This is a genomic window from Ruegeria atlantica, from assembly GCF_013033965.1.
In the GTDB taxonomy this organism is placed as follows: domain Bacteria; phylum Pseudomonadota; class Alphaproteobacteria; order Rhodobacterales; family Rhodobacteraceae; genus Ruegeria; species Ruegeria atlantica_D.
On the sequence record NZ_WQFE01000014.1, the window covers coordinates 114,062 to 137,995 of the forward strand.

Genomic DNA, 23,934 nt, shown 5'->3' on the forward strand with positions numbered 1-23,934 from the left:
TTCATTGGAAAATTATCCATAGCTCTTCTGTCAATTCGCGTTTTCCTTTCATTTCTGGGCTCGATCGACATTTTCCGACCCAGCATGCAGTGTGGCGCTACACTTCTGAACTTAGTGTTCGAAAACAGCGGAGAGCTTAGTGTTGCCAGCTAGCTCATGTGCTTTTGACGTTTAGATGAGCGGGCTTAACTAACGAAAGAGCGGACACAGCCCTTTGCAGACAATCGTGGCACCTTCCAAAAAATGTGCGCCGTCGCTGCATCAGAACGTTGGGCTTCAGAGAGTTCGCCATGGCCCCGGTTTCACCGCTGCTTTAGAGCAATACTTCCAATTGCCGATTGCACATTCCAGACCTTACAAGCCGCTTAGCGTATCCCGGCACTTGATTGGGCGGCGATCTTCTTGTTTTACTAAAAGTCAAATCAACCCATGCCCCGGAGCGGTGTGAATAAACAGTGTCAAACAGTGTCAAAATTCTGAATCCACAGAACTTTATGACTATGCGGGCAATGGAGTAGCAGGATGGATCAAGACGACGGATCATCACGCAATGAGTTTGGAAATCCCGACTCGATCGACGATATGGTGGCGATGTACCTGGAGGCGCTGGAAGGTGTTCTCGGTTCGCTGCGGGACTACGGTGAAAAAGGCGCACGGTTCGAACCCGACGTGATGTTTCTTCTTGCGCAGGCACAGGCCCGGTGGCTCAGCTCTGCTTTGCGGTACTGGCGACAGATTGCGACCATCGTTTCGACCCAGGGGACGGACGCGATCGAGGCAAGCATGCCGAGCGCGGATGGACCGTCGCTGGAAGCCAGGCAATTGATCGTGCTGGACAAGGCTCGGGCGGCGTTGCGCGAAATATCGGATCTGTCACTGAGCGAGGCAAAACTGTTGCAGCGTGATCTTATGGAAATCGAGGCTGAGCTTCGCAAATCAGTCGGCCCCGAGGGTGACGACCGGGAAGGCCCCCATCGCTATGCAAAATCCAAACCATGAATAACGAAGGTGCCCGCGCCGATTGGGTGATACCGGAACTGGGATTTGAGGCTGAAACCGAACGGCTGCGCACGGCCATTGGTGAGTGGGTTCAATCAACCCCGGAAGAGATGCGGCCGCAGTTGGAAGAACAGTTTCTGGCCGGCTCAAAGTATTTTCGTCCGCTGACCATCTTCGCCTGTCAGACGGCTGTCGGCAGTGAAGACATCACGGATGAGACCATTCAGGCGGCGGTAACGCTTGAGCTGTTTCACAATATGACGCTGGTTGTGGACGACATTCTGGATCAGTCTGACGAGCGGCGTGGCAAACCAACCATGCATACGGCCTTTGGGCAGCTGGCGGCGTTGATGACGTCAGGGTTTATGGTTGCGGAAGGTTACCGGATGATGGCGACCGAACCACAGGTCGTGGGGTTGCTGTCCGAATTGATGTCACGGCTTGGCGCAGCCGAAATCGCACAGTGGAACAGCCGGACCATGCCACGTGGTGTCGAGGACTGGCGCAAGCTGGCGCAGGAAGACACGGGTTCAATGTTCGAGGTTGCCGCTTGTCTCGGTGACCGCAGTGAAGGGCTGCGTCATTTTGGCGGGCTTCTGGGCACCCTGTATCATGCCTGCGATGACGTATCCGACGTGCGTGGAACCGAAGCGTTGGGCGGTGGCGGTGAAGAGGATATTCGTGACGGGATTTTAACCCTGCCCGCCGCGATCGCAGTGCGTGAGCCTGCGATCGCCGAAATGTTCCGCGATCCGAACCCCGACAATTACGACGCGCTGGCCGAGGCCTTTCGCGCCGCCTTGCCAGAAGCCGAGGCCGAGCTGGACCGGATCGCCGCAAGCGCGATAGCTGAGGCCAATCGATTTGCCCGGAACCCTAAAAAGTTGATTACGCTTGTGGATCGCACGCGCGCTTTGGGCGAAGCGCGCTGATCACAAATAGGCGCGCGCGGCTTTCAGATACTGGCTGTCGAACCCTTCCTCGAACTGCGCCACCAGCGGTTCGATGAGCGCGCGCTGTGCGTCTTTTGTAGGCAACAAGGATGCCAGGCCCAAGGCCGCGCGCAGTTGCCATGCCAAAGCTGAGCGGCTTTGGGCCGCGTCAAAGGCAGCGCGATAGTACCGCTCTGCGTCATCGGTGTCGCCACGTTTCTGCGCCAGTTCACCTTTGACCAGATTTAGGTCAAGTACGTGGTTCAATTCACCGCCATCCTGCAATGGCTGGTCTAGCTCTTCCAAGACACGTGCCGCATCCTCGATCCGGTCCTGTGCCAACAGCAGGCGCGCATGGTTGGATTCGAAGCAGACACGATGGTAATGGACGCCCGCATTTTTGCAGGCAGCAACCGCCGTGGCAGTGATTTTTTCGGCCTCGTCCAGTTGGCCAAGCTGCGCCATTGCGCGGGCGCGCCAGAACGATGCCCAGACGCCCAGGAACCTGTAGCCGTATTCTCCGGCAACCGCGCTGCATTCCTCGGTCAGGTCCATGACTTGTTCCCAGTCACCATTCCAGTCGTGGATGCGGATCACCCCGTTCGACAACGCATAGACAAGCGAATAGGGATCAGGCAACGACCGGGTGTAACTCAGGATGTCATTTCCGACCCTCACCGCCTGATCCGGTCGTCCCAGCGACCAAAGCGCGGCCGCCCGGAAACACTCTGAGATTACCTTGGGTTCCGCGGCCGACAAGCGTGGGCCCGGCTGATCCCAAATACCCTCATCATAGAGCTGCAACACCCGTTCGCCGTAGCGTACCGACTCGGCGTATTCGCCACGGTTAAAATGCGACCATGCCTGCATTGAGGCGGAATAGACTTCGTAGCGGGCATTGCCACTGCGCGCCGCTTCGTCAGCAAGGGCTGCAAAGGTATCATGCCCCGAGCTTACGTCGCCCCGCATGGTCTCATACGCCCCGATTCCGTAAAGAACCGCGACGCGCAGATCGGGATCTTCCACATCCACGAACAACTCGCGTGCGCGCTCAAATGCGGTCTGCGCCTGTGGCGAGGCATAGCTGGTCGCCGCAAAATGAACCACACCGATGGTCGACTGCAGTTGCAGTTCCAGCTTTGCACGATCTGTCAGGTCATCGACCTCGCCGACATATTCCAAACCATTGCTAAGCTGGGCCAGAGCTTCTTTCATCGAGGCCCGACCCCACGCGGATTTACCAGCCGTCAACCAATACGGGACAGACCTGTCGCCCAGACCCGCGGCAACGAAATGATTGGCCACCTGTTCCGGGCCGGATTTGCAACGTTCAGGGAATTTTTCTTCCAGCGTTTCGGCAATCTTGCCATGCAACTGCTGCCGCCGCCGCCGCAATATGGATCTGTACGCCGCTTCCTGAATCAACGCGTGGCGGAACATCAGGCTGTGGCCGGTTTGGTCGGGGTATGCCAGGTCGGCGTCACCGAGTTGTAAAAGCGAGTCCGAAAGCTCCGTCAGCGGAGTTCCGGTCACCTGAGACAGCAGATCTACATCGAATTCCCGACCAATCACGGCTCCGATCTGAGCGTATTCACGGACCGCTCCCAACTTGTCGAGGCGCGCCATCAAACTGTCTTGCAAGGTTTCAGGCACCAGATCCGCGCTATTTCTTGATTCTATCGCAGTGCGTGTCAGCTCTTCGGCGAAAAGCGGTACACCGTCAGACCGTTCCAGCAGTTGCTGGCGCTGCTCGGCGGAAAAGGCATCCGAACCTGTCAGGCTGTCTAACAGCTCTTCGACCTGAGCCGGTGTAAGACGTGCCAATTCGCAGGTTTCCAGGTGATCCACCTGCCAATCATGGGTAAATTCCGGCCTGCAGGTCACAAGTAGCAAGATCTGGTGATCGGCGAGTTTGGCGGCGAAATTGGTCAGCAAATCCAGCGATGTAGGGTCGATCCAGTGCAGGTCTTCAAAATGCACCAGCAAGGGCGCCCGTTTGGATTGAACGATGACCTGTTCGATCAGCATGTCGATCGTGCGGGTCTTTTGCAGTTCGGGCGAAAGGTTCAGCGGTGGATACCTGTCACAGGGCAGCGAAAACAAAGACGCCATCAGGGCGCGTGCTTCGTTCAGATCACTTTCGGCGACGACCAGTTTTTCCAGCTTGTCCAGTCGGGCCTCGGTGTCATCGTCTTCCGTGAACCCAAGCACGGTTTCGATCTGACGGCGAATGGGATGCAAGGCCGTGTTCTCGAAGTAGGGTGCGGATTGCAGATGCAGGACGGTGGCGCCTTCGCTCTTGGCCTGATCCACCACCTCATATGTCAGGCGACTTTTGCCGATGCCCGCCTCACCCGAGACAAGGCAAACACGCCCTTTGCCAGATTTGGCATCCTCCCAGGCCGACATCAGGCGCGCCCGCTCGGGTGTTCGTCCGACCAAAGGCGTAAGTTGCCGCCGGGCCGAGGTGACGGCGAACCGATCCTGACGTTGCGCCGTGGATATGACACGCCAAGCCACCTGACCGGGTTCAAACCCCTTCAGGTGGATGTTCTCCAGCGCCTCATAGACGAACATATCCCCCAACAGCGAGTGCGTCTTGTTGCCGATAACGATCTGCCCGGGCTTGGCCAGCCCCTGTAGTCGGGCCGCCAAGTTTGGCGTGTCGCCGGCCACGGCAGAGGTCGAGTTCACACCGATCTGATCTAGATCGCCGGCCACCACCAAGCCACTCGCAATACCGATGCGGGCCTGCAGCCGCTCACCCGCTGCAGTATCCAGTGCGGCGACAGCCTCAACAATTTCCAATGCGGCGCGGCATGCGCGTTCTGCTGCATCCTCCTGGGCAACCGGATAGCCAAAATAGACCACAACGCCATCGCCAAGGTATTGTGCCACATGGCCCCTGGCCTCTTTGACCAACTGCGAAACTGTATCCTGATACAGCGCCATGAGATCGCGATAATCTTCCGGATCAAGCCGCGCCGACAGGGCGGTCGAGCCGACCAGATCGCAAAACATTATGGTCAGATGCCGACGTTCTGCGCTTTCCTCGCCGGTCATGGCGCCGCTGGGCCTGGGCTGTGCCATGTCCGGCTTCAGCGCCGCGATCGCCTTGCTGATCTTGAGCCGATGACCCAGCACCGTGACACCCATTTCTCTGAGATGGTCACCGGTCACATCCTCAAGGATGTCCAGATCGATACCGTTCTCATCAAACAGTTCGGTGTATTGTGGCAGGCCAATTTCGTTCAGCCATGCCGCAATCGATTTAGTAGTCATCAGTCGTCTCTTACTCGTGCGAGGTATTCTTGGTTACTTTTTACGGGGCTTGCCGTCTTCTGTATAGTTCCAGAACATGGGGCCCAGGCCCAAAGTCTTTTCATTCCACTTACTTGCAGGCAGCCAATCCGTAAACAGTGAACCAAGGTTTTCCGGGTTCGGTGTGAATTTCGATTTCGGAAACTTAAAGTCCTTCGGTGGCCACAGTTTGTTAATCCCCAACGCCTTGTCCGCAAGCGTCCAGGCTTTTGCGCTGGCGGCATAGGGAGCCCAGGCGATCTTGAGCGTCTGGAACATCTGACTGGGATAAAACTCGGGTGTGATCACCTCGACGGGCTGTCCTGCGTCACCTTTGTCAGGTTCTCGTTGCGCGGCCTGACGCACGCCTTCAGCAGCAACCAGACCTGTTGCACAAGCCCCTTCAACGGTCGAAACATCTGCGAAATTTCTGACATAGGTCCCGGCAAGAAACAGGTTCTCGAACTTGGTCTCGACCTCGGGGCGATGTTCCCAACTGCCGGTGAGATTGGCAAAAAGCTCCTCACCCGTATTGGTATCGACCGAGGTTTGGTACAGGTCGATATCAGCCTCGGTTATCTTTAACTTAGCGGTGATTTCCCGAAGGATATAGTCAATCGCGGTTTTGGGTTTCTTGAGATCCAGAATGAGGTTCTGGTCTTCGTCCCGGCGCTCTGGTTTTACCGACAGCAGTGATTTGAAATCCGACACCGTCACGTAAAGGAACGTATTTTTCAGACCCCATGTCGCCGAGTAGTTCAGGAACGTCATCTCATATGGCGTATCCATAAATACCACCACGTCCGACGGAATGCCGGGCAGTTTTCGCTTGAGATACAGCTCAACCGATGCCATCGGCTCGGCCTCCAAATACCGCAACTGGCCCAGGGCAGGATCGGCATTGTACAGATCATCGGTCACCATCGATGCCATCCCACCGGGTGTAATGCTGATGATCACATTCTGGTCGCTTACATCTTCAACGATGTCTTTCTTTGCAACTCTCCAATCGGGATTAACCGAGGGAGACTTGGTTACCTTGTCGAACACCAGCCGCTCGATCCGAGTGCCATCCTCATTGGGATGAACTTCGCGAAGTCGGTGACGATACTTGAGCTCGAACCGGTCACCAAACTGCTTGAGCTTTTTGTGGAAGGGATCAATCAAGGTCTCCTTCTTGGACCCGTCAAACAACCACAACTGTGGAACCGGAACGCGGTTGCCGTACTTCAGGAAGGTTTTGTAGCTGCGCGCCGAGGCCTGCCAGCTATCGATGGCCCAGACGGTCTGCCAGATCTTCTCGTGAAGTTTGGCGACCTCGTCAGTGCAATAGGGCCGCCCGCGCAACCACCCGTTGAACGACATTCGGTCCAGCTTGTCATCTTCACTGTCCGGGATCGAAAGCAGGTCGACCATCGAATACATGAACAGAAACAACTCAGCCGGCGGCGCCGCACCGCCGGTGAGATTGCGATAGAAATCCTGGATGCCGCCCGGGTTCACCATTTCGGGCATGTTGTCGAGGTCCCCGTCATAGAGAAACTTGAACGCTTCGCGCGGGGTAAAATTGTCTTCGATCCCAAGGTCTTTGGCGACCGACCAGAAATTGTAATACCAGTTGCACAACATGTGATAGCTGTGTTCACGCGGATAGTCGCCGTGGTCGTGCTCCTTGTGGGATCGCAACATTCCACCAATGAAGTTATCCTGCTCGTACAGCGTGACGTGATAGCCTCGTTCCAACAAACGAAGAGCCGCGGTGAGCCCGGCAATCCCGGCCCCGACGATAGTTACCTTATGCATGCTCACTCCCTCGGATTTCTGCGACACAACCCTGCAAATTCAGGACGGTACCGTCAAAACTCCTCTAAGGTTACGCTGCTTGGGGCATCAAAGGAAACTTTTTCAGAGTATTGCGGGAAAATGTTCCGCGCGACGAAAATCCGCAATCGGCGATGCGGTAGCCAAATCAGTGCGCAACCGCGCAGTAGCCAAGCAAAAGGGCCAGCATTTCGGCCGGCCCCTGTCTTTGCTGTTGGTGTCGTTCGTCAGTTGCAGGCCGATTGGCCGGCATACATTCCAAGTCCGGCACCAGCTGCCGTTGCAAGGGTCTTGCCCGTACCTGAACCAACCTGGTTTCCTAAGACGCCACCAAGAGCGGCACCTCCCAGAATACCAGCAGCACACCGAGCATCGCTTTGTGCTTGAGCCTGAACAGGCGTTGTCGGGGCTCCACATGCTGCCAAGAGCAAAACACCACCAAGCAGGCACGCTAAAGTAGTCTTCTTCATGTCGGTTTCCTTACGTTCACTCATGTGTCACGGTCTCGTGTTTCCAGACATGTAAGTGCTGCTGAACCTTTCTCCAACTCGTGGGCAATTCAGGCGCAAAAAACCGCCTAGCAGCAAAGCAATTTGTCGCCTGAACAGTATAGTCACGCGGCACTGGGCCGGTCACGGCTTCATCCACCAACCTGATTTTCTCGGTCAGCAACCCCAACTTCGAGTTTCCGTCTCTTCGGATTTTCTGCACGGGCACGCAGTCAAAATGTGACAATGGCGGCGCAAACTGCCTTTGAATCATAGTTTTCGCAAATACGCCCATGAGACATACCCCTTTAGCCCACGCGCGCGATTCAACGAGACACGGCACCAACGGGTGCCGCCGGTCTGTTCGCAACTGTGAACCCGCAAGGCTGTTCCATTTGGAAGGCCGACGATCACGTTGAAACCCACTCCAGGTCCAGCACGTAACTTCAGCATATCTCCGTCTTCAACGCCAAAAACTTCGTATTTTCCAAGTGATGCTGCCGCTGCTGGTTCAGCGCCAACGATGGACCCAAGAAAAAACGCTGCTAAGAATGGGGAGATTGCACTGCGCATCATATTAACCTGTTTGTTGCCTCAACTACAATCGTAGCGGCTCGGATCACCAAGAGAAACCACCTGAAACAGAAATGCGGACTTCACGATCTGTCTGGGAAGATCCATGTTCAACTGCCCTGATGGTCAGGTATGCGCTACAATCGCTGTCAAAATGATCTGATCATAATAGCAACTGACGACATCAAAGACCGGTTCCGGGCCATTGATACAACGCTTGCTCAGTGTTGAACTACCGCTATGCATCTTCCCAACCGACTATCCCATCGCTACGTTTTCGCCGCCTTTGCGATATCATCAAAGCCGACGTTCGTCTAAACCGTAGCGGCTGCCCAATTGGAGCCCTAATCGTTGACCTTTGGGCTTTGCAGCGATTGTCTGAGAAAGGATTGCGGCAAGCACGTGAGGTTCCAAGGCGAGTGGACCTTCAGTTATTGAATTAGTTTTCAGTAGGCAAATAACTGTAAGGCGCAACAGGCTTTCATTAATCAATACTACGGCGAAAATTCTAGGCCCAATCCATGACGACGTTTAGAATGAAATCTCAATTAACATGAAGGAGGCATTATGCGGGAAGGAATAATCGCGTCCGTTTTAATGGCCGCGCTGACCCTTGGGGTGGTCGATACTGTCGAAGCCGAAACAATCATCCGTAACGTCAAGAGCGGGCAGTCACCGCGCGAAGTTGTCGGACGCGGATTTCGCGATTTTGTGCGCGAGACTTGGGTTCCTGCAAGATCATATGGCGCTCAAATTGTAGCTGATCCTCCGGGAAATCTGAACGGCAAGGCTGTTCGCATGGAACTTCGATACGGAGACTGTGGTCGGGAAAAGAAATGGGATGACTGCGCGCGCAACAACGAAAGGGTTGAGTTTGCTAAGTACGATGCGTTCAAACATGGGCAGCGCAAGAAGTATCAGTGGTACGTATACTTTGCGCCAGGCTTTTCGGACACAGGTGCTCAACAAATCATTGTGACGCAGTTTTCAATGATGGGAGCGAATTCCCATCCATTTCAATTTGCCGTTCGCGGGAACAAGCTCATCGCGTTGAAGCGCGTAGAAAGCACTGACTGGAATTATGAGAGCCTGGTCAGAACGATCATTCCAGCCGGGAACCTGACAGGCCGTTGGCACAAGATTAACGTAGATGCGAAATGGTCCACAAATGACGATGGACACTTCATCGTGTGGGTCAATGACGCTGCTGTTTACCAGTGGACAGGACGGACATTGGGCGACGGCACAGTTGGGAAGTTCAAACTTGGAATGTACCGTAACAAAGTGCGCTCAAGCGCGCCACCGGTCGTTCTCTACTTTGCCGGGATTAAAGGGAATTGAGAACTTGGTCCTAGAGCTAGCTGATGGGCGCTCGTGGTAGATTTTGATCGTTTCGTATTTCCGGGCGGTTCTCCTGAATGCGGCCATTGGCACAGCTGCAGCGAATTCACACTAAGTTCTCTCGCCTGCCTTCAGTCAGTGGGAGTTCCAATATCCGGATTGTGCCGTTCGCAGTATTCTACACGTGCGATACTCAGACCGCCGATGCTGTGCCGCCAGCAAGCAGAACACTCGTTGTACCAACGGTTAACGATGCCATTGGCATGGCCATCGCACTCAACGCTGAAAAAAGCGTAATAGCGATCGAGCTGATGAAACTATGCACGAACCGAAGCGCAATCAACTCTTGCTTGGAGCAAGAAAGCTCCATTTTTGCGGATCAATACCCATACTTTCACCCGCAGCAGGTATAGCGTGGAATTCCTGCTCATTTACAACAACATCAAATTCTTCAGGCTGCATGCACAAACTTTATAAAGCCATACCCCATTCACCTTGCTCAGCATCACCACGGTACTCGTTCAGCCACGCGTCATCTGTGCGTCGCTCAACCAGAAAAGATCGGATATGGTCACCACTCGTTTTAGAGCGGTGAATCATGCCATCGAACGGAAACCAATGGGTCCTGAGCCTAGCTCTTCACTATATTGTTCTTCAATTGAGCTACCTATCAGTTTCGCCATCGCTTCAAGGTCGAGAAATCTTTATGCAATGTGTCATGCGATCCCGAACTTCGTGATCATCCTGGGCATGATAAAGTGCTAATCAAAGTCAATTTTCTTCACGCAACTCATAACATGTTGGAGGATCATTAAAACCATCCCAAAAAAACCAAAGTCGGGTACAATTCGAGCACTTTAGAAAATGCGTAAATTTTCCATATAGGTCTTCCGCATCTATTTTTTCTGAGCAGCCATCATATTCGGTATCTGATATGGTAAGCCATTCGTTTGGGTTCGGTATGGCACCTATATCAAGCCGTTGTCCACATGTGCATGAAAATGAAGGCATTCGTTCAGTTCCCAATAATGACGATATCAGTGATATTAGTTGCTCCGGCACCGTTCACGCGACCAAGTACATTGCCAAGTTGATCCGCCGTCACAGTCGTTGAATTTGAAAGACCACCGACAATGCCAATGCCCATCCTGTTTAATAGTTGAGCACAGATCTTGCATAATATTGTCCTTAGCCGCTCACAAACCTTCTGAAAAGGACTGGGCGATAGCTCTTTAGCCTACTATTTATTAAATTAGTCAGTTCGGTTTGCTCTAAGCCATGCGTTTCTAAAATTGATCGTACGAAAAAGTATCTAGACGCCGAATCCTCTTCAAGAACCGCTGTGCTCCTCAAACAAAATGCTTCAATTTCGCTCAGTGACATTTTTTGCCTTAGAAAACGCCCGATACCCTCGTACGCCAAAATGTATGTATTTTCCGCCTCTACACCTGCAATTCCATCAACTGCTTGTAGCGCGTGCTCAATATCGGCAGGCTCAAGGAGACCGAGGTCTACTATGTATCTCAAAAAAACCTATGAACGAATCAGTTTCCAAGGGCATTACCCAAATCCTTGATAAGCTCATTGGCGCAAGCCCAATCCCGTTGTGTGAATACCAATCCATCTGTGTGGTTAATATCGATCTCAAACCAAATTCGTCTTGGCGATGAAAGAAGCAAATATTTAAGTGTGCCTAGAATTTTCGTCTTCCAGCACCTTACCTAACTCATGGTCAAAATAGACAACTTTGAAGCTCGTCAATTCTTGCCTAAGACAATTCCACAGCCTCCAACCTTCTTGGTTGAAAGCCATAGCTTTTTCTGATGTTTCAAACCCGGATTGGATCGGATCAGATTGATTTAGCGTTCTATCATATACCTGCGCCCATTTACACAGCGCCCCCCTTGTATCCTCAGACAATGGAAGAGTGCTGGGATCCATATTTGTTAAATCCGATAGGTTCCAAAGGGGCCAACAATCATAATCTGCCATTAGTTTGAGCCTTGGGCGCGTGTCTTTCAATGTACGATCCTCTAAGGCACCGACGTTGGGTTCGCTCCGACGATGAAGCCGTTGCCACCGGCGGTAATCGCCATACGACGGGTCTGACCATTAAATGAATACTCATAGCTAGGTCGGCCGGTTCCAGAGCCCTGATAGCCATTGGTTTCGACATTGCTTGTGTCCGATACAGGATCATGATTGGAAGTCAGCATATTTCCAAGCAGCATATCTGGAGAGGTTATTTGCGACCTCCGCCCAGTCTTTGCCATTAGTGCCGCTACAAAGCTCCGATATCATTGCTTTTACAGAAAAAAGTCATATTATTTCACTATTATTAGCTCTCCTCCAAATACACCGAAATCACCGAGGTCGGGGTTGATCATTTTTGTGGTGATCCATTTTGGAGTACAAACAAAGAGCTGAAATATGTTACCGGAGTCCTCTCCTTTTGGACCGATAGTTGCGTCCAAGGTAAACCCAAATAGCTCTTCGTCATCTGGCCAGTATACCAGTTCATCTATGTCGGAAGAGGTCAATGACTTCAGTTCAGCTTCCATTTATTAACCTCAATCTCTAATAGCTCTCGTCATTTCTTGTTTAGCTCAGCGATAAACTTCTCCATCGCGCCTTCGTCATGCTCAATTAGTTGGTCAAGAAACTCTCGATCCAGCAACATCGGATGCATAAATGCGTCTTTGCCGCGTGTGTCTTTTGTTAAAACCAACCCATCCAACGAGGCGTCAACAACTTCACAGTCCGAAGCTGGCACCGATAACAATCCTGGATACCCTGGTTCAGGTACAATGAGATGATATCGCTCAACGTTTCCACGGTACTCAGCCCAATAGATACCGTGTACTTCCACTGACGAGGCTCGTCCTTTTTCTCTTATTTGCATTAAAATAAACCGCCTTATTGCTTTGGGGGATACACAATTTTTATATCGTATGCTTGGCCAGTGTTTGAATTGTATTGGTAGTGAATAGTCACCCTCTGTCCGTTCTCTGTGACTGTAGACGTTTCCATTTTTTGAAAGCCGTCTTCGGGTTTGAATCGAGGGTCATTGTTGAGGTCAAGATGACGCCCTGCGCTTGGGTTTTCAAGCACGCCGTTCCACGCAGCTTGCTCGGTTAGGTTCCGCGGCGTGGTTGCCTGGTTAGGTTTTGCCGTTGAAATTGTGCTGTAGTCGATACCATTGTTCGGCAATCCTCCACTGTTGGGCCCACCCAGAACAATATTCTCAATATCTCCGGCGTCATTTGCAACCGTACCGTCTGGCCGCATGATACCTGTTTCACCGTCGGGTCCTTTTACCCACTGGTGACCGTTCGGTAATTCGGGACGCGCAGCACCGACACTGTCGTCCAGTGCCTGATAGGCTGCATCTGCGACGTCGGCGTCTCCATTTCTCCGCATCCATCGGATAAGGCGCATGCCGATCTTGTCACCCGGAATGATCTGCCCCGCTGTCATTGAGATGCTAGTTTCAATGGCATAGGTCTGGGCCATTTCCGCGACACGGTCACATGCGGCCTGACTGCCTGCGTCACAGGCAAGCCCTGTTTGTGCCAGGTCATAGGCGTCCTTGCCCGTCAGGTAGTAATCAGTTGCAGTCAACCCAGCGATCAGAGCCGGGATGATAAACACACACGGACCACAGTTGTTGTCATAATCCAACAACGCGGCTGACGCCGTCGCGTAGACATTGTCGGCTTCACCACCTGATGCCAGAACGCCTGCAATCGCGGCTACGACCTCAAGCCGCTTTCGGTACTCTTCAGGAGATTGCGTGCCTGCTGTTGTGCCTGTTGCAATATTGGTATGAACAAGCGCTTCGGTGATCAGAGTGCCAACAGCACCGGAGGCGCAATCAGCACCGTTCGCTTCTGCGGCAACGCAATTGATCAGCGCCTTTGCTACAGCTTTCTCTACCGAGAAGCCAATGTGTCCGTATTTATCGGAAACCTCTTCAATTGCGGATCCCGCGACACCATTGGCGACGTAACTTACAACAGTATTCAGCACTCCTTCGCCAAAGTCTGTCCCGTACGCGGCCGAGTTGATACCGGACGTGATGACACCATCCAGACCGTTTTCAAGGAGTCCTTCGACAGAGATCTGCCCGCTTCCAAAATTTGGAATTAGGCTACCGTTTGCACCTTCTCCCAGATTTATTCCAAGATCACTGAGATCGATTGCTGTTGTCAGTCCCGCAGACAATGCTTGGATTGATGCGGTTTCAAGAATTTCTCCGAGATCGAACTCACCTGACACAACGCCGTCAACCGAGCCAAGCAGGATAGAATTTCCGAATGCGTTTAACGAGCCAACCGCGAACGTCCCTTCCGCGAAGCCCAAGGATGTACCCAGCCCTGGAACGTAGGCACTTACAACTATCGCGACGAGCGCCTTAAACGCAGGCGAGAGCTGGGTTTTCTCTTCATAGAAGTATTCATCCGCCAGTTCCTGGCTGATCAGTTCCAGCCCGTCGATGGCCAGAAGTTCCTCGGGGTAAAGATCTTGGGGATTGGGCGCGTCGACGCCGGCAGTCTGATACAGGACCAACTCCGCATCACCACCAACGTCAAAATTCATGCCCTGCCCGGCCAGCAATTCGGTCAGTTGGGCCGTTTCGGTAAAGCTGGTCTCGGTGATCGTGGTCATGGTGACCAAACCCATGTCCGTCTCAAAGAACTCAGAGCGGTGGCTGTCGATGGCCGCCTGAACCGAGAAGTCACCACCGGTTGTGATGTTCAGGTTCTGACCTGCAGACAGCGTTGCGCCAACAAGCGTTGTGTCCGTGCCCGAGACGATGCTCAGATCCAGCGCTGCCAGCGCATCGGTGCCGGTATTGATGTGATCAACCGTGTGTAGCTGGCTGGATTTGCTCAGCAATCCGCCAAGGTAGCTCTTCTCCTTGATATGCGTCTCTTTGAACACGTCGGTATAGGTGCCGACGAGGATATTGCCCTCGGTCGCTGTGAGGTTGACGTCACCAGAGGCGCTGGCAAATTCCGTCCCGGCCGTGGTCAGGTCTCCGGTTTCGGCGATTACATCGATATCACCACCAGCGGTGATCCCTACGCCTCGATTGGTGATGGCAAGCGTGGATCGCGTTTCCTTTTTCTTTGACAGGAACCCGCTGCTGGTCTTGCGTGATTCCGATTTGGCGATGTCTTGCGCGGCCGCAAGAACCACGTCGCCAGCCGCCGCCAGCTGTGCCTTTCCGCCCGCTTTTATCTGCGTACCGATCAGAACCGCATCACCACCAGCGTTGGCGATAAAGTCGCCGCCGGTGGACAATTGAGTAACCTGAGCGGTCAGGGTCAGACGATCCTTTCCGTTTTTGGCGTCACCCTCGCTGTATTGAACACCGGATTGCTCAGCGCGCAGATAGAGGCTGCCACCTGCTGTCAATCGCGTGTTCCCTGTGACCTGGGCTTGAACGCCTGCCAGAGTCATGTCGGCAGATGAGATGATGGACAGGTTGCCACCTACCTCAAACTGCGAAGCTAGGTTTTCGGTAATCTTCGTAACGCTTGTGCCGGTGTAATACTCTTCGGTTTGCGCCAGACCTTCGATGGTGACGTTACCGCCGGCAAAAATCGAAGTGTCAGAACTTGATCTGACCACCAGTGCTTTCCCAGAAAAATCCCTGCCTGTGATGATGTTGACAAAGTCAGCACCAAGCTCGGTGTCTTCGAACGTAATGTCACCTAAAGACGTCAGGGACAGGGAGCCACCCTCTGCGATCAGCGATCCACCGGTTCCGGAAATTTGGCTAGCATTGATGGTCAGATCGCCGCTGTCTGATGCACTGGCATTGTCCAGTGAGGCCAACACTCCGCTTTCGGACAAGCCGAACCGGTCACCAAACCCGATGAACTCTGAATCCGGGATCTGGACAGCGGTGCCACCATCAAAGCTTACACCGTCGCTTTGGTATCCGTTCCATTCGGCGGGTCGGTTGATGTTCTGGAACAGCTCGTTTTGAATCTGCAAACGGTCCAGGAAATAGTCGGAAGAGAACAGTTCCTCAAAGGAAACCGGCGATGTTCCGAAGTTGGTGCGCCCTTCACCAATCATAGCGTCCAGATTTGCCAGTGTCTGAAGCTCAGGCTGCACAGGGTCAAGAGACGGCAGGTTCACCACATCCGGTAGGACCGGTGCCAGCGTCGGCAAGTCCAACACATCTGGTCGTACCGGCGTAAGGGAAGCTACCGGAAAGTTCAGGTCAGGCAGAAGTGCCTCAGTTACGGTGGAGTTTTCTCTGGGAGAAACAACATTTGCGGTCCCGGATCGGATATCGCCGCTCGCAACCACTGTCGTGCTATTGATGTTGACGGCTCCGCCCGCCAAAATCTTACCTGTTGCTTCGTTTGTGCCATCCGCCTCTGCCCGATCCACCGGAGAATAAACAACCGTCTCCGTCCTGCGTGTCAGGCACCCGCAACCATTGTCTCCTCCTAAGTTCTCCTCAACCGTTTCCTGGCGCGTGTAAGTAGCCGTATGAGTAACCTTGTCGTCCTCATATGCTTTGTTCTCGAAGCGGTCACTTTCAATTTCCACCCCAGCTTCAGCAGAGATCAGCCCTGCATCGTTTATGACTGTGTCCGCCTGGATCGCAATACCTGCACCAGACAGGATTTCCGGATCGGGGCCAGATGTGGTGACTGTGCTGCCGGAGCTCCACGTCACACCGCCGACGTTTGATCTGACTCCGTTGAAATCGAAGATCGTCGCACAACTTCCCCCGAACACTGCACCAGAGTTGTTCTGGCGGCTTTGACTACAGCTGGATAACTTCAGATCAGCAGGATCAATAAAGAGGTTTTCGGTGAGTGTCTTATTGTCCGGAGTGCCTGCGAAAACCTGAACACCAGGCTGTGAAGGCTCGACCAGCAAACCATCATAGCGGTTCTCAAATCTCTCTGCCTCGATAGCGAGACCACCATCCGCCTCGATTCGGCCGGATTGGTTCAGAACCGTGCCGTCGCGCGCTACAAGCTGCATTGTGTCGCCGGACTTAAATAGCCCGCCGCGGTTGTTCAGATCGGAACCGCTTCGCAGTTGGAGGTCACCGCTCGCCTTGATTGTGCCGCGGTTTTCCAGATCACCGCCGAGATCAAGCAGAAGATCTCCGTCGATCTCCACTCGCTCTGATGCACCAACGGACAATCCACCAGTGGCCAATGTGATTGCAAGACCGTCACCTGCCCGCAACTGATCGAAGTGAGATGCATTCAGTCCGCCGTTCAGTGACCCCGACCGAAACTCCAACACAGACTGCCCCACCGCCAAAGCATCTGCACCAAGGCTGGTCTGCCCCGACGCTGTGATATTGGTTGTACGTGAGTTGATGAGCCCCTGAAGGTCCAGATCCCCAGCCGCCACGGAAAGGTCCGCCTGTTGACCCGCGATCAGACTGCCGTCAATGATCGCCTGATCCGTTGCCGTGACCTGCAAATCTGCTACCGCTGCAATTTGCGAGTTCTCTCCAGTTTGCACGCGATTACCGGACAAAGTTACAGACTGCCCGCGTGACCTGCCTGAGTGCTCCAAAGTGCCATCAAGGGCCTCGATAGAAATCCCGTTTTGTGCTTCGGCTTGCCCGCCAATTTGAGCCGTGGTCCCTGAGAGGTTGATCGATCCGGCCACAAGCTCGGATGTGTCTCCGGTGGAAAGTCCGGCACCGGCCGTCAGCGCGGCCTGGTTCTGAACCGCAGCTCGCCCGTTGAATGCGATTTCGGTCTGGGCGTCTACATCGAGTGCATCCGCCACCAGTTCAGCATCACTCTCAATGGTGACTGACATGCCGGTCGATGTGATTGCAAGCTCCGCCCCTGCGGCCAGCTCACCATTGATACGGGCCTGATCCGCGGCCGTTACGGCCAGGTCATCGACTGCTGCGATCTGTGACGTATCACCGGTTTCAACGGTGACGCCAGTTATTGAGACGCTTTGCCCGCGAGACACACCACTATGCGCGATCGCGCCATCCGTTGCCTCAATGACCAACCCTTCGATGGCCCGAGCCTCGCCAGAAATCTGAGCAGAAGTCCCGGTGAGCGCGATGGTCTCCGCAATAAGCTCTGAAGCTTCCCCAGTGGCAAGGTCAGTTCCAGCCGATATGGTCGCTGCTTCTGTCACAGCGGCCTTACCCTCAAATGTGGCACCCCGCTGCGCTTCGATATTCAGAGATCCGGCCAAAATCCCGGCTCCGGCCTCGACGGTGACCGCATCATCAGCGGAGCTGAGCGTCAGATCCTCTCCGGCAACAAGCTCTCCGCTGATAGTTGCCTGCTGTGCGGAGGTAACGCTTAAATCGTTTACCGCGGCGATCTGTGATCCGTCGCTCGTTTGAACTTCGTCGCCGGTAATAGTGATAGTTTGCCCACGGGATGTGCCCGTGTGGTCGACAATCCCACCTGTCGCCTCAAGGGTAAGGGCTTCAAGAGCCTGCGCCTGACCTCCAATCCGAGCGTCATGCCCCGTAAGAACTACAGATTCCGCAACCAGCTCTGAACGGGCACCAGTTACAAGTTCTGTTCCGGCCGTCAGAGCAGCCGTCTCAAGGGCTACCGCCTTGCCATCGAAGTTCAGCTGCGTCAGGGCATCAATGTCGATGGACCGCGCGAAGATTTCTGAGGTGCCGTCCAGCGTCACGGAAGCACTGGTTGATGCAGCAGCAAACGCCTCGCGTGCAACGATCGCGCCAGAGATGTTTAACATCCCGGCGCTTTCCAGACGGATCGCACCACCAGCCGCCTGACCGTTGAACGTCAGGTCACCATCGCTGGTTCTTATGTCAATCAGATCGCCACTCTCAGAGGTAATCGCACCCTCAAGAAGGATTGGCCCCTGATTGCGGACCTGAACGCGTCCGCCCGCACGAATCTGCGGCGTGTTACCAGCAACAGGGGCACCCAGCGTCAGTTGCCCATCCGCACGCAGCGCAATATTGGTCGAGGACGCCATGTCCCCGTTCAGACGTACGCCCACACCGTTCTCGGTGGCAATCAAACGGATCGCATTGGCGTACATGCCGCCAAGGGCCGCAACATCCACGGCCAATGCCGGGGCTGCACCCTCGCCCGCCTGTTCAGTGATCCCCGTCACCGCCCCCGTTTCCGGATCGTAGGACCAGTTATAGTCGACCTGGTTGGCACCGGCGACGACATTGAGCTGATCCGCGCGCATCTTGCCGTAGATCGCAGCCGCTCGCGCAATCACGTCTACGCGGCTGGTGTCGGTCAAACCTATCCGATTCTCTGGGTTTAGACCTCCGGCGCCGATTGTGACCGTGCCCCGACGTACGTCGAACCCTGTGAGAGCCCCATTGCCGGCAAATTGCGGTTTGCCAGTTGTGAGGGTCGCACGGCCGGTATTGATGAAACCACAGCCGTCGCAGGTGATACCAAATTCGTTGGCGACCACTACATCCATGCGCTGTCCGGCCACTTCCAGAATGCCGTTCAGTTGGGTCTGATTGCCGCCAACAACCTCGCCGATCCAAAGATTGGCCTCTTGGCCCGGTCTCAGGTTGCCATTGCCTTCGATTGCACCACCCAACTGCGTGTTGGTAATCGTGGCCGAGTTGTTCAGGATCAGGTCATCTGCCTGAAAATCGGTGTAGACATCGTGGCTAACCCCTGCGCCATTTGGGGTCGAGATGTTGATAACGGTGGTGCCATTCAGCGATTGGTCCACATGTGGGCGCGGACCTGTATTCGGGTTCACGGGTTGGATGTTCTGCGCATGTAGCAAGGCCGGGTGTACGGTCAGCGCTAGCGTCAGAACCGAAGAAATAAACTTCTCAAAAACACGTCTACGCATTGATGCAACTTCCCAAAAAACTATGAACGGCGAACAATGTCATCAGAACTGCAACCTCAGGCTGACATAACCAACGGTCTTGTCAGATTGGAATGCAGGGTTGGTATTGGACGGCGAATCTTCAGGCCGGCTCAGCGCATGTGCCACCTGCATTTGCACTGTGACCTGATTATTCATGATGATATCTGCCCCGAGACTGATCCCTGACAGATGATCCTGGGACCAGCGGCGCAAGGCCGAAGGTTTGACATAGCCAAAATCTAAGCCCGCGTTCATGCGAACTTCGAGCTTTGGCGTTTTGTATGCACTCCATTCGACAGTGTTGCGCAGATAGACCCCGGTGTCGCCAAAGAGGCTCTCGTCATGAAATCCCCGAACTGTACTCCACCCACCGATGCCGAACTGCTCGATCCCCGGCAATGTATCGCCAGAGTACTGTCCAGCGAGTGTACCCCGGTAAGTGAGCCCGCTTTTTCCAATCGGAATGGAAAAATCTGCGCGCAGTTTCACCAAGCGGAATTCCTGATCGATCACGCTGCGTTCTGGGATATCAGCTCCCAAAGCATCCAAACCTGCTTTCACCCCGACATTCCAGAAAAGCCGACCCTGCCCAATTGTCTTCTCACCCCGAAGTCCCATCGAGGCGACTGTCAGTCGCTGGCGTTGACTGGTGATGTCGATACCATTGATTGAGGTTTTGGTTCTGTTCAGCTTCAGGTCCCCATAGGCGTAAACCTTTGAGGTCTGGTTTCGCATCAAAAGTCGCTCAGCCAATAGGATCAGGTATTGGCTGCGCCCCTCCGTTACGAAGGATTGGTTGATACCTTCGGTGACAAACCGATAGTCGCTGGCCCCAAAGTCCGCATTGAACAGCCAGTTGCCCACCGGCAGGCCCCAGTTGACTGAGACGGAGTCCGAATAACGCTCTCCACGCTCTTCAAACGGAGTGGTTGTGATCCCGATCCTTAGTTGGTCATTCAGATTCAACCCATTGTCGAGGCCGAAGGTGCTGGTGCCTTTGATCCGACCGGTAGATTCAAAGCCGGAATTGTCGAACTGGAAATCCAGATACCAGGGGCGGCGATCCTGCACATCAACCTGAATGAAGGACCCGCCCGGTGTCTCCCCGGGCACCAACTGAAACTGTCCGCTTGCCGACCGTGGCGCGTTGATATTCTCCAACCCTTGTTCGAGATCACGCAGATTTAGCAGGTCACCTCGTTCAGTCGGAAAAGCGGTGTTAAGACGTGCATCCGCCGGCTTGCCGGTTCCATAGACATATCCTTCGATGCGACCCGGCACGATGGTGATGGCCAGTGACCCATCTGCTACGTCCTGTTCCGGCACATAGGCGCGGGTCGTGATGAAACCCAGTTCCTGATAGAAAGTGTTGATCAGGTTCAGCGTCTGCGCAATGTCAGCCGCCGTCGCGCAGGTGCCGATCAGATCACGGTATCCTTCCGGCTCACGCTTGAACGCCTCAAACCCTTCGAGGTCAATGCTGCGGATTTCGAAACAAGGCCCACCAGGAGGAGGGACATATAGTTCAGTTCCGGCGGTTTGATCCTGTACCACGTCCTCGCGTTCTTCGAATTCCCGGCGACGACGTTCCTGTTCTTCCGTCTGCTGGGCTTGTTGCTGTTGGATATCGTTGCCGATGCGCCGCAATTCGTCCGGTAAGATACCTTGCGCCAAGGCACCTGACTTTGACATTAGTGACAATCCAACAGCGGTCGCCGCGGGCAGGATAAAGGACCGTGGATCCATCAATTACCGCCCTCCGCGCCGAGATGCCTATAGGCCGCCGTGAATCCGCGAAGTGAAACCGGGAAATCAACAGCCTTGTCGCGTGCCGTCCAAACCCGTGCTTTCACCTCCAGCCCTTTACGGAAGGCCGACAGTACATTCCCGTTCATCTGAAATCCGGCGTGGCAGCCAAGCTGGTCGCAGACTTCGTACAGAACCTTGAAGGGTCGGCGGTTGTCCACATGCAGCTCAATTCCCGGGGCCAGATAGACACCAACCGGAACCGTCATAACCGCGTAGCTCTGTCCTGTGCCTTCCGCCTCGGATACACTCATCAGGAATATAGGCGGGCTATTCTCTTCAGCAGCGACGCTTTGCACCATTTGGCAAACCGTGCTCTCAGCTGCGGGTTGGCACAACACGCGCCAGTCCGAAAACACCTTTTCCGTAGGCTGGAGTTCCGCCACTTGCGCCAAAGCCGTCGAGTGGAAAAGGCCGAGACCAAGACAGGTGGCCAACCGGTATGCGGCGTTGCTCTTCACGAGCATTCAAACCCGTAGGTCATGCGCACATGCGGCGTGTTCACCGGAAAACTTGCCGTTTGAACCAATTGACCGATGGCTGGGTTCCACGTTTGCTGTGTATATGTGGTCTGCTTGTTGAACGGCGCAGAGACAGATCGGGAAGTGATTGACGCGGGTCCGGCACAAATTTTGTTGAAAGCGTTTTGGCTGAACTTGTCTTGCTGGCTTGCATGGTTCTCACGCACCTCGATGGTTGCCGAAAAGCTGCCATCGCTCGACGGAGCGACACTATAAATCTCTTTCAGACGCTCAGGTGAAGTAGCTGCGCATCCGCTAAGGAGGCACAGAGCAGCAACCGAGAAGAAAAGAGGATTATTCATAACAGACGAACCGATCTGAACTGACGAGAACTCAAAAATCTGAAAGCGCGGACTACTGCGCACTCTGATCCATTGGCGTTGCTTCCCATTCGCGGGCAAAGCTCTGCGCGGCCTCAAGATCATCACGATCCAGCTGTACGTTCAGGGTATCTCTCAGCGTGCGGGCCTCTTCCATCCCCCGTGCAGACGCCAGGTTGGCATATCCATGCGCTTTGATGAGGTCCTGATCCACGCCGTCTCCTGACCGATAAGCTTTGGCCATTTCGAAGAGCCCCAACGGGTTGCCGGCTCCTCCAGTGCGGGAGAAGTTTGCAAAGGCAGCCTCATAATTCTGTTCAACACCTGCACCATCACGATAAGCCTGAGCCAGATAGTTGATCGCAGCCACGTGGTTCTGGTCTGCGGCTTGCCGCCAGTAGGACACGGCTTTAACCGCATCCTTCTCAACACCCTGCCCATCCGCGAAAAGCTGCCCGCAGTTGAACGCGCTGTTTGCGTCTCCGGACTTCGCTGCCGCACAGATCAATTCGGCGGCACGCTGATAATCCTGCAGGACCAATTCGCCATTCAGGAACATCAAGCCGAGCCGGTTCTGCGCCAGAGCGCTCCCCTGATCAGCAGCAGCACTATAAAGCTCAACAGCGCGGCGCACATCGCGCTCGGTTCCCAGCCCCATCTCAAACAGACGCCCGATGAAGAACGCGCCGTCCGCGTCACCATCGTCAAATCCAGCCTGAAATTCCTCGACGGCACCTGAAACGTTACCAGCTTCAAGGGCGGCTATGCCCGCAGGAACGTCCGCATATGCAGCACACGCGATAGATGCAAAAACCGCACCGCCAAAAACGGTTCTCAAAATACGCATTCCGTAATCTTTTGTTTATTTTATTAGCTTCTGGCTAGCAAAGGGCGCAGCACACGTTAAGGGGGAAATTTTTCGGAAACCTCACTAATAAGTTATGCGCGCACAGTCTGTGGCCGCAATGTGGCAATCCATTTCGAAAAGAGAGCTTACCGGTCAGCTTGTCGCCACATTTCCACACATGGAAACGAAATGTCTGATCTTATCGATTCGACTGACAGCCGAGGCTGCTGTGGTAAAAAGATCAGTTCGAATCACCTTGGAACCAATATTCGGCGTCTCATCGGTCCATGTTACGGCAAAGGCAAGGATACTCGCGCTGAACCAATCTCCTTCACTTTACAGCACGAAGCCTCGTTGCCCCAATCGTAGGCCGATTCATGTGGCAGAACTGGCTCGTTTCACGCAAAAGATTTTTTGGCATTTTTGCTTTGCATTACTCAGGTGCTTTCGGCAATTATCAGGTGAAATGCCGCTTGGCTGCGGTTGTTTATGGTTGATGATGTTTTCACTGCGTTACGGACAATTGGACTCTAATTCTTTGGTCGAATTACCCAGGCGAAAGATGAAGCAAGTTGATATTCCTATTGATCGTGCCAGGCACGCACGGAACAAATCCGAGTTGGAAATCAGGAATTTGAGTCTTGCCGATCTGGCCAGTGCATTGGACCAATCGGTCGAAGAATTTCTCCCAGACCCTTCTCGACTAGACGTTTCTTCGAAGTAGGAGCCGTCCACGTCGTTAATCTCAAAAAACCCGAGAAAGTTCCGATTGCTGTGAGGAGGCAAAACCTTCCGCAAAAGATTGGAGGTGTACAATTTCAATCAATCGTCGAGCCTTTCACCGCACGGTAAAACACGAAAGCTATTTCGGTATAGCCGAATAAGGGAATCCAGTCGGAGACGAAATCAATCTTCAGGTAGTGCTTTGGAACGACTGTGGTCTTCTGAAAATCGGCAACTAAGGGCTAGAAGCACTCAGTTTTATGCTGCTGTATTGGCCATAGCGCCAATATAAACATGATGGGTGCAACTAGGAAGCAGCCGCGTAGTGGTCAGTTGCAACCCTTCAGGTTATTGGTCTGCGGAGGTGAGGATGTTAAGTGATTGATCCTGGGGATCAATTGT

General features: G+C 53.9%; 16 protein-coding genes. 3 read left to right on the plus strand and 13 right to left on the minus strand.

What is annotated here, in order from left to right:
* The first annotated feature begins 522 nt into the window (after positions 1–522).
* Together GOW16_RS20670 and GOW16_RS20675 are read left to right on the plus strand one after the other, a co-directional pair.
* Positions 523–999: a hypothetical protein gene (locus GOW16_RS20670; RefSeq protein ID WP_170419179.1), complete on the plus strand. Its 477-nt coding sequence runs from the start codon at positions 523–525 to the stop codon at positions 997–999.
* Entirely contained in the window at positions 996–1,931 is a 936-nt protein-coding gene (locus GOW16_RS20675; RefSeq protein WP_170419181.1) for a polyprenyl synthetase family protein, read from the plus strand. Before GOW16_RS20670 ends, GOW16_RS20675 begins: the two co-directional genes overlap by 4 nt.
* Here the strand turns inward: GOW16_RS20675 and GOW16_RS20680 are convergent, their stop codons facing one another.
* The 4 genes from GOW16_RS20680 to GOW16_RS20695 all read right to left on the minus strand — a co-directional run bounded on the left by GOW16_RS20680 (position 1,932) and on the right by GOW16_RS20695 (position 8,113).
* Positions 1,932–5,213 carry an adenylate/guanylate cyclase domain-containing protein gene (locus GOW16_RS20680; protein ID WP_170419183.1) on the minus strand — a complete coding sequence of 1,094 codons (3,282 nt, stop codon included), beginning with the start codon at positions 5,211–5,213 and terminating at the stop codon, positions 1,932–1,934.
* A 33-nt stretch (positions 5,214–5,246) separates the two neighbouring features.
* Entirely contained in the window at positions 5,247–7,034 is a 1,788-nt protein-coding gene (locus GOW16_RS20685; RefSeq protein WP_170419185.1) for an FAD-dependent oxidoreductase, read from the minus strand.
* 245 nt (positions 7,035–7,279) lie between these two features.
* On the minus strand, positions 7,280–7,546 hold the full coding sequence (locus tag GOW16_RS23020; protein WP_368039946.1) for a glycine zipper 2TM domain-containing protein: 267 nt from the start codon (positions 7,544–7,546) through the stop codon (positions 7,280–7,282).
* 264 nt (positions 7,547–7,810) lie between these two features.
* The gene (locus tag GOW16_RS20695) at positions 7,811–8,113 is read right to left on the minus strand and encodes an SH3 domain-containing protein (protein WP_170419189.1); all 303 of its coding nucleotides are present in this window, start codon (positions 8,111–8,113) and stop codon (positions 7,811–7,813) included.
* A gap of 567 nt (positions 8,114–8,680) precedes the next feature.
* On the opposite strand from GOW16_RS20695, the gene GOW16_RS20700 reads away from it, so the two are divergent.
* The gene (locus GOW16_RS20700; RefSeq protein WP_170419191.1) at positions 8,681–9,454 is read left to right on the plus strand and encodes a heparin lyase I family protein; all 774 of its coding nucleotides are present in this window, start codon (positions 8,681–8,683) and stop codon (positions 9,452–9,454) included.
* A gap of 2,033 nt (positions 9,455–11,487) precedes the next feature.
* Here the strand turns inward: GOW16_RS20700 and GOW16_RS20705 are convergent.
* The 9 genes from GOW16_RS20705 to GOW16_RS20745 are packed head-to-tail and all read right to left on the minus strand — an operon-like array spanning position 11,488 to position 22,809.
* A complete protein-coding gene (locus GOW16_RS20705; protein ID WP_170418943.1) occupies positions 11,488–11,670 on the minus strand; it encodes a hypothetical protein in 183 nt (60 codons plus the stop codon).
* Positions 11,651–11,755 (minus strand): hypothetical protein, encoded by a 105-nt coding sequence (locus GOW16_RS23110; RefSeq protein ID WP_170419193.1) that lies wholly within the window; start codon positions 11,753–11,755, stop codon positions 11,651–11,653. The genes GOW16_RS20705 and GOW16_RS23110 overlap by 20 nt, the downstream gene beginning before the upstream one ends.
* Positions 11,756–11,778: 23 nt before the next feature.
* On the minus strand, positions 11,779–12,015 hold the full coding sequence (locus tag GOW16_RS20715; RefSeq protein WP_170419195.1) for an Imm8 family immunity protein: 237 nt from the start codon (positions 12,013–12,015) through the stop codon (positions 11,779–11,781).
* A gap of 29 nt (positions 12,016–12,044) precedes the next feature.
* A complete protein-coding gene (locus GOW16_RS20720) occupies positions 12,045–12,356 on the minus strand; it encodes a hypothetical protein (RefSeq protein WP_170419197.1) in 312 nt (103 codons plus the stop codon).
* Between the two features lie 14 nt (positions 12,357–12,370).
* On the minus strand, positions 12,371–19,294 hold the full coding sequence (locus GOW16_RS20725) for a two-partner secretion domain-containing protein (protein ID WP_170419199.1): 6,924 nt from the start codon (positions 19,292–19,294) through the stop codon (positions 12,371–12,373).
* Positions 19,295–19,336: 42 nt separating this feature from the next.
* Positions 19,337–21,061: a ShlB/FhaC/HecB family hemolysin secretion/activation protein gene (locus GOW16_RS20730; RefSeq protein WP_170419201.1), complete on the minus strand. Its 1,725-nt coding sequence runs from the start codon at positions 21,059–21,061 to the stop codon at positions 19,337–19,339.
* Positions 21,061–21,588, minus strand: a complete 528-nt coding sequence (locus GOW16_RS20735; protein WP_170419203.1) for an invasion associated locus B family protein — start codon at positions 21,586–21,588, stop codon at positions 21,061–21,063. Before GOW16_RS20735 ends, GOW16_RS20730 begins: the two co-directional genes overlap by 1 nt.
* Entirely contained in the window at positions 21,579–21,944 is a 366-nt protein-coding gene (locus tag GOW16_RS20740) for a hypothetical protein (protein WP_170419205.1), read from the minus strand. Before GOW16_RS20740 ends, GOW16_RS20735 begins: the two co-directional genes overlap by 10 nt.
* A 52-nt stretch (positions 21,945–21,996) precedes the next feature.
* Entirely contained in the window at positions 21,997–22,809 is an 813-nt protein-coding gene (locus GOW16_RS20745) for a tetratricopeptide repeat protein (protein ID WP_170419207.1), read from the minus strand.
* Positions 22,810–23,934 lie beyond the last annotated feature (1,125 nt).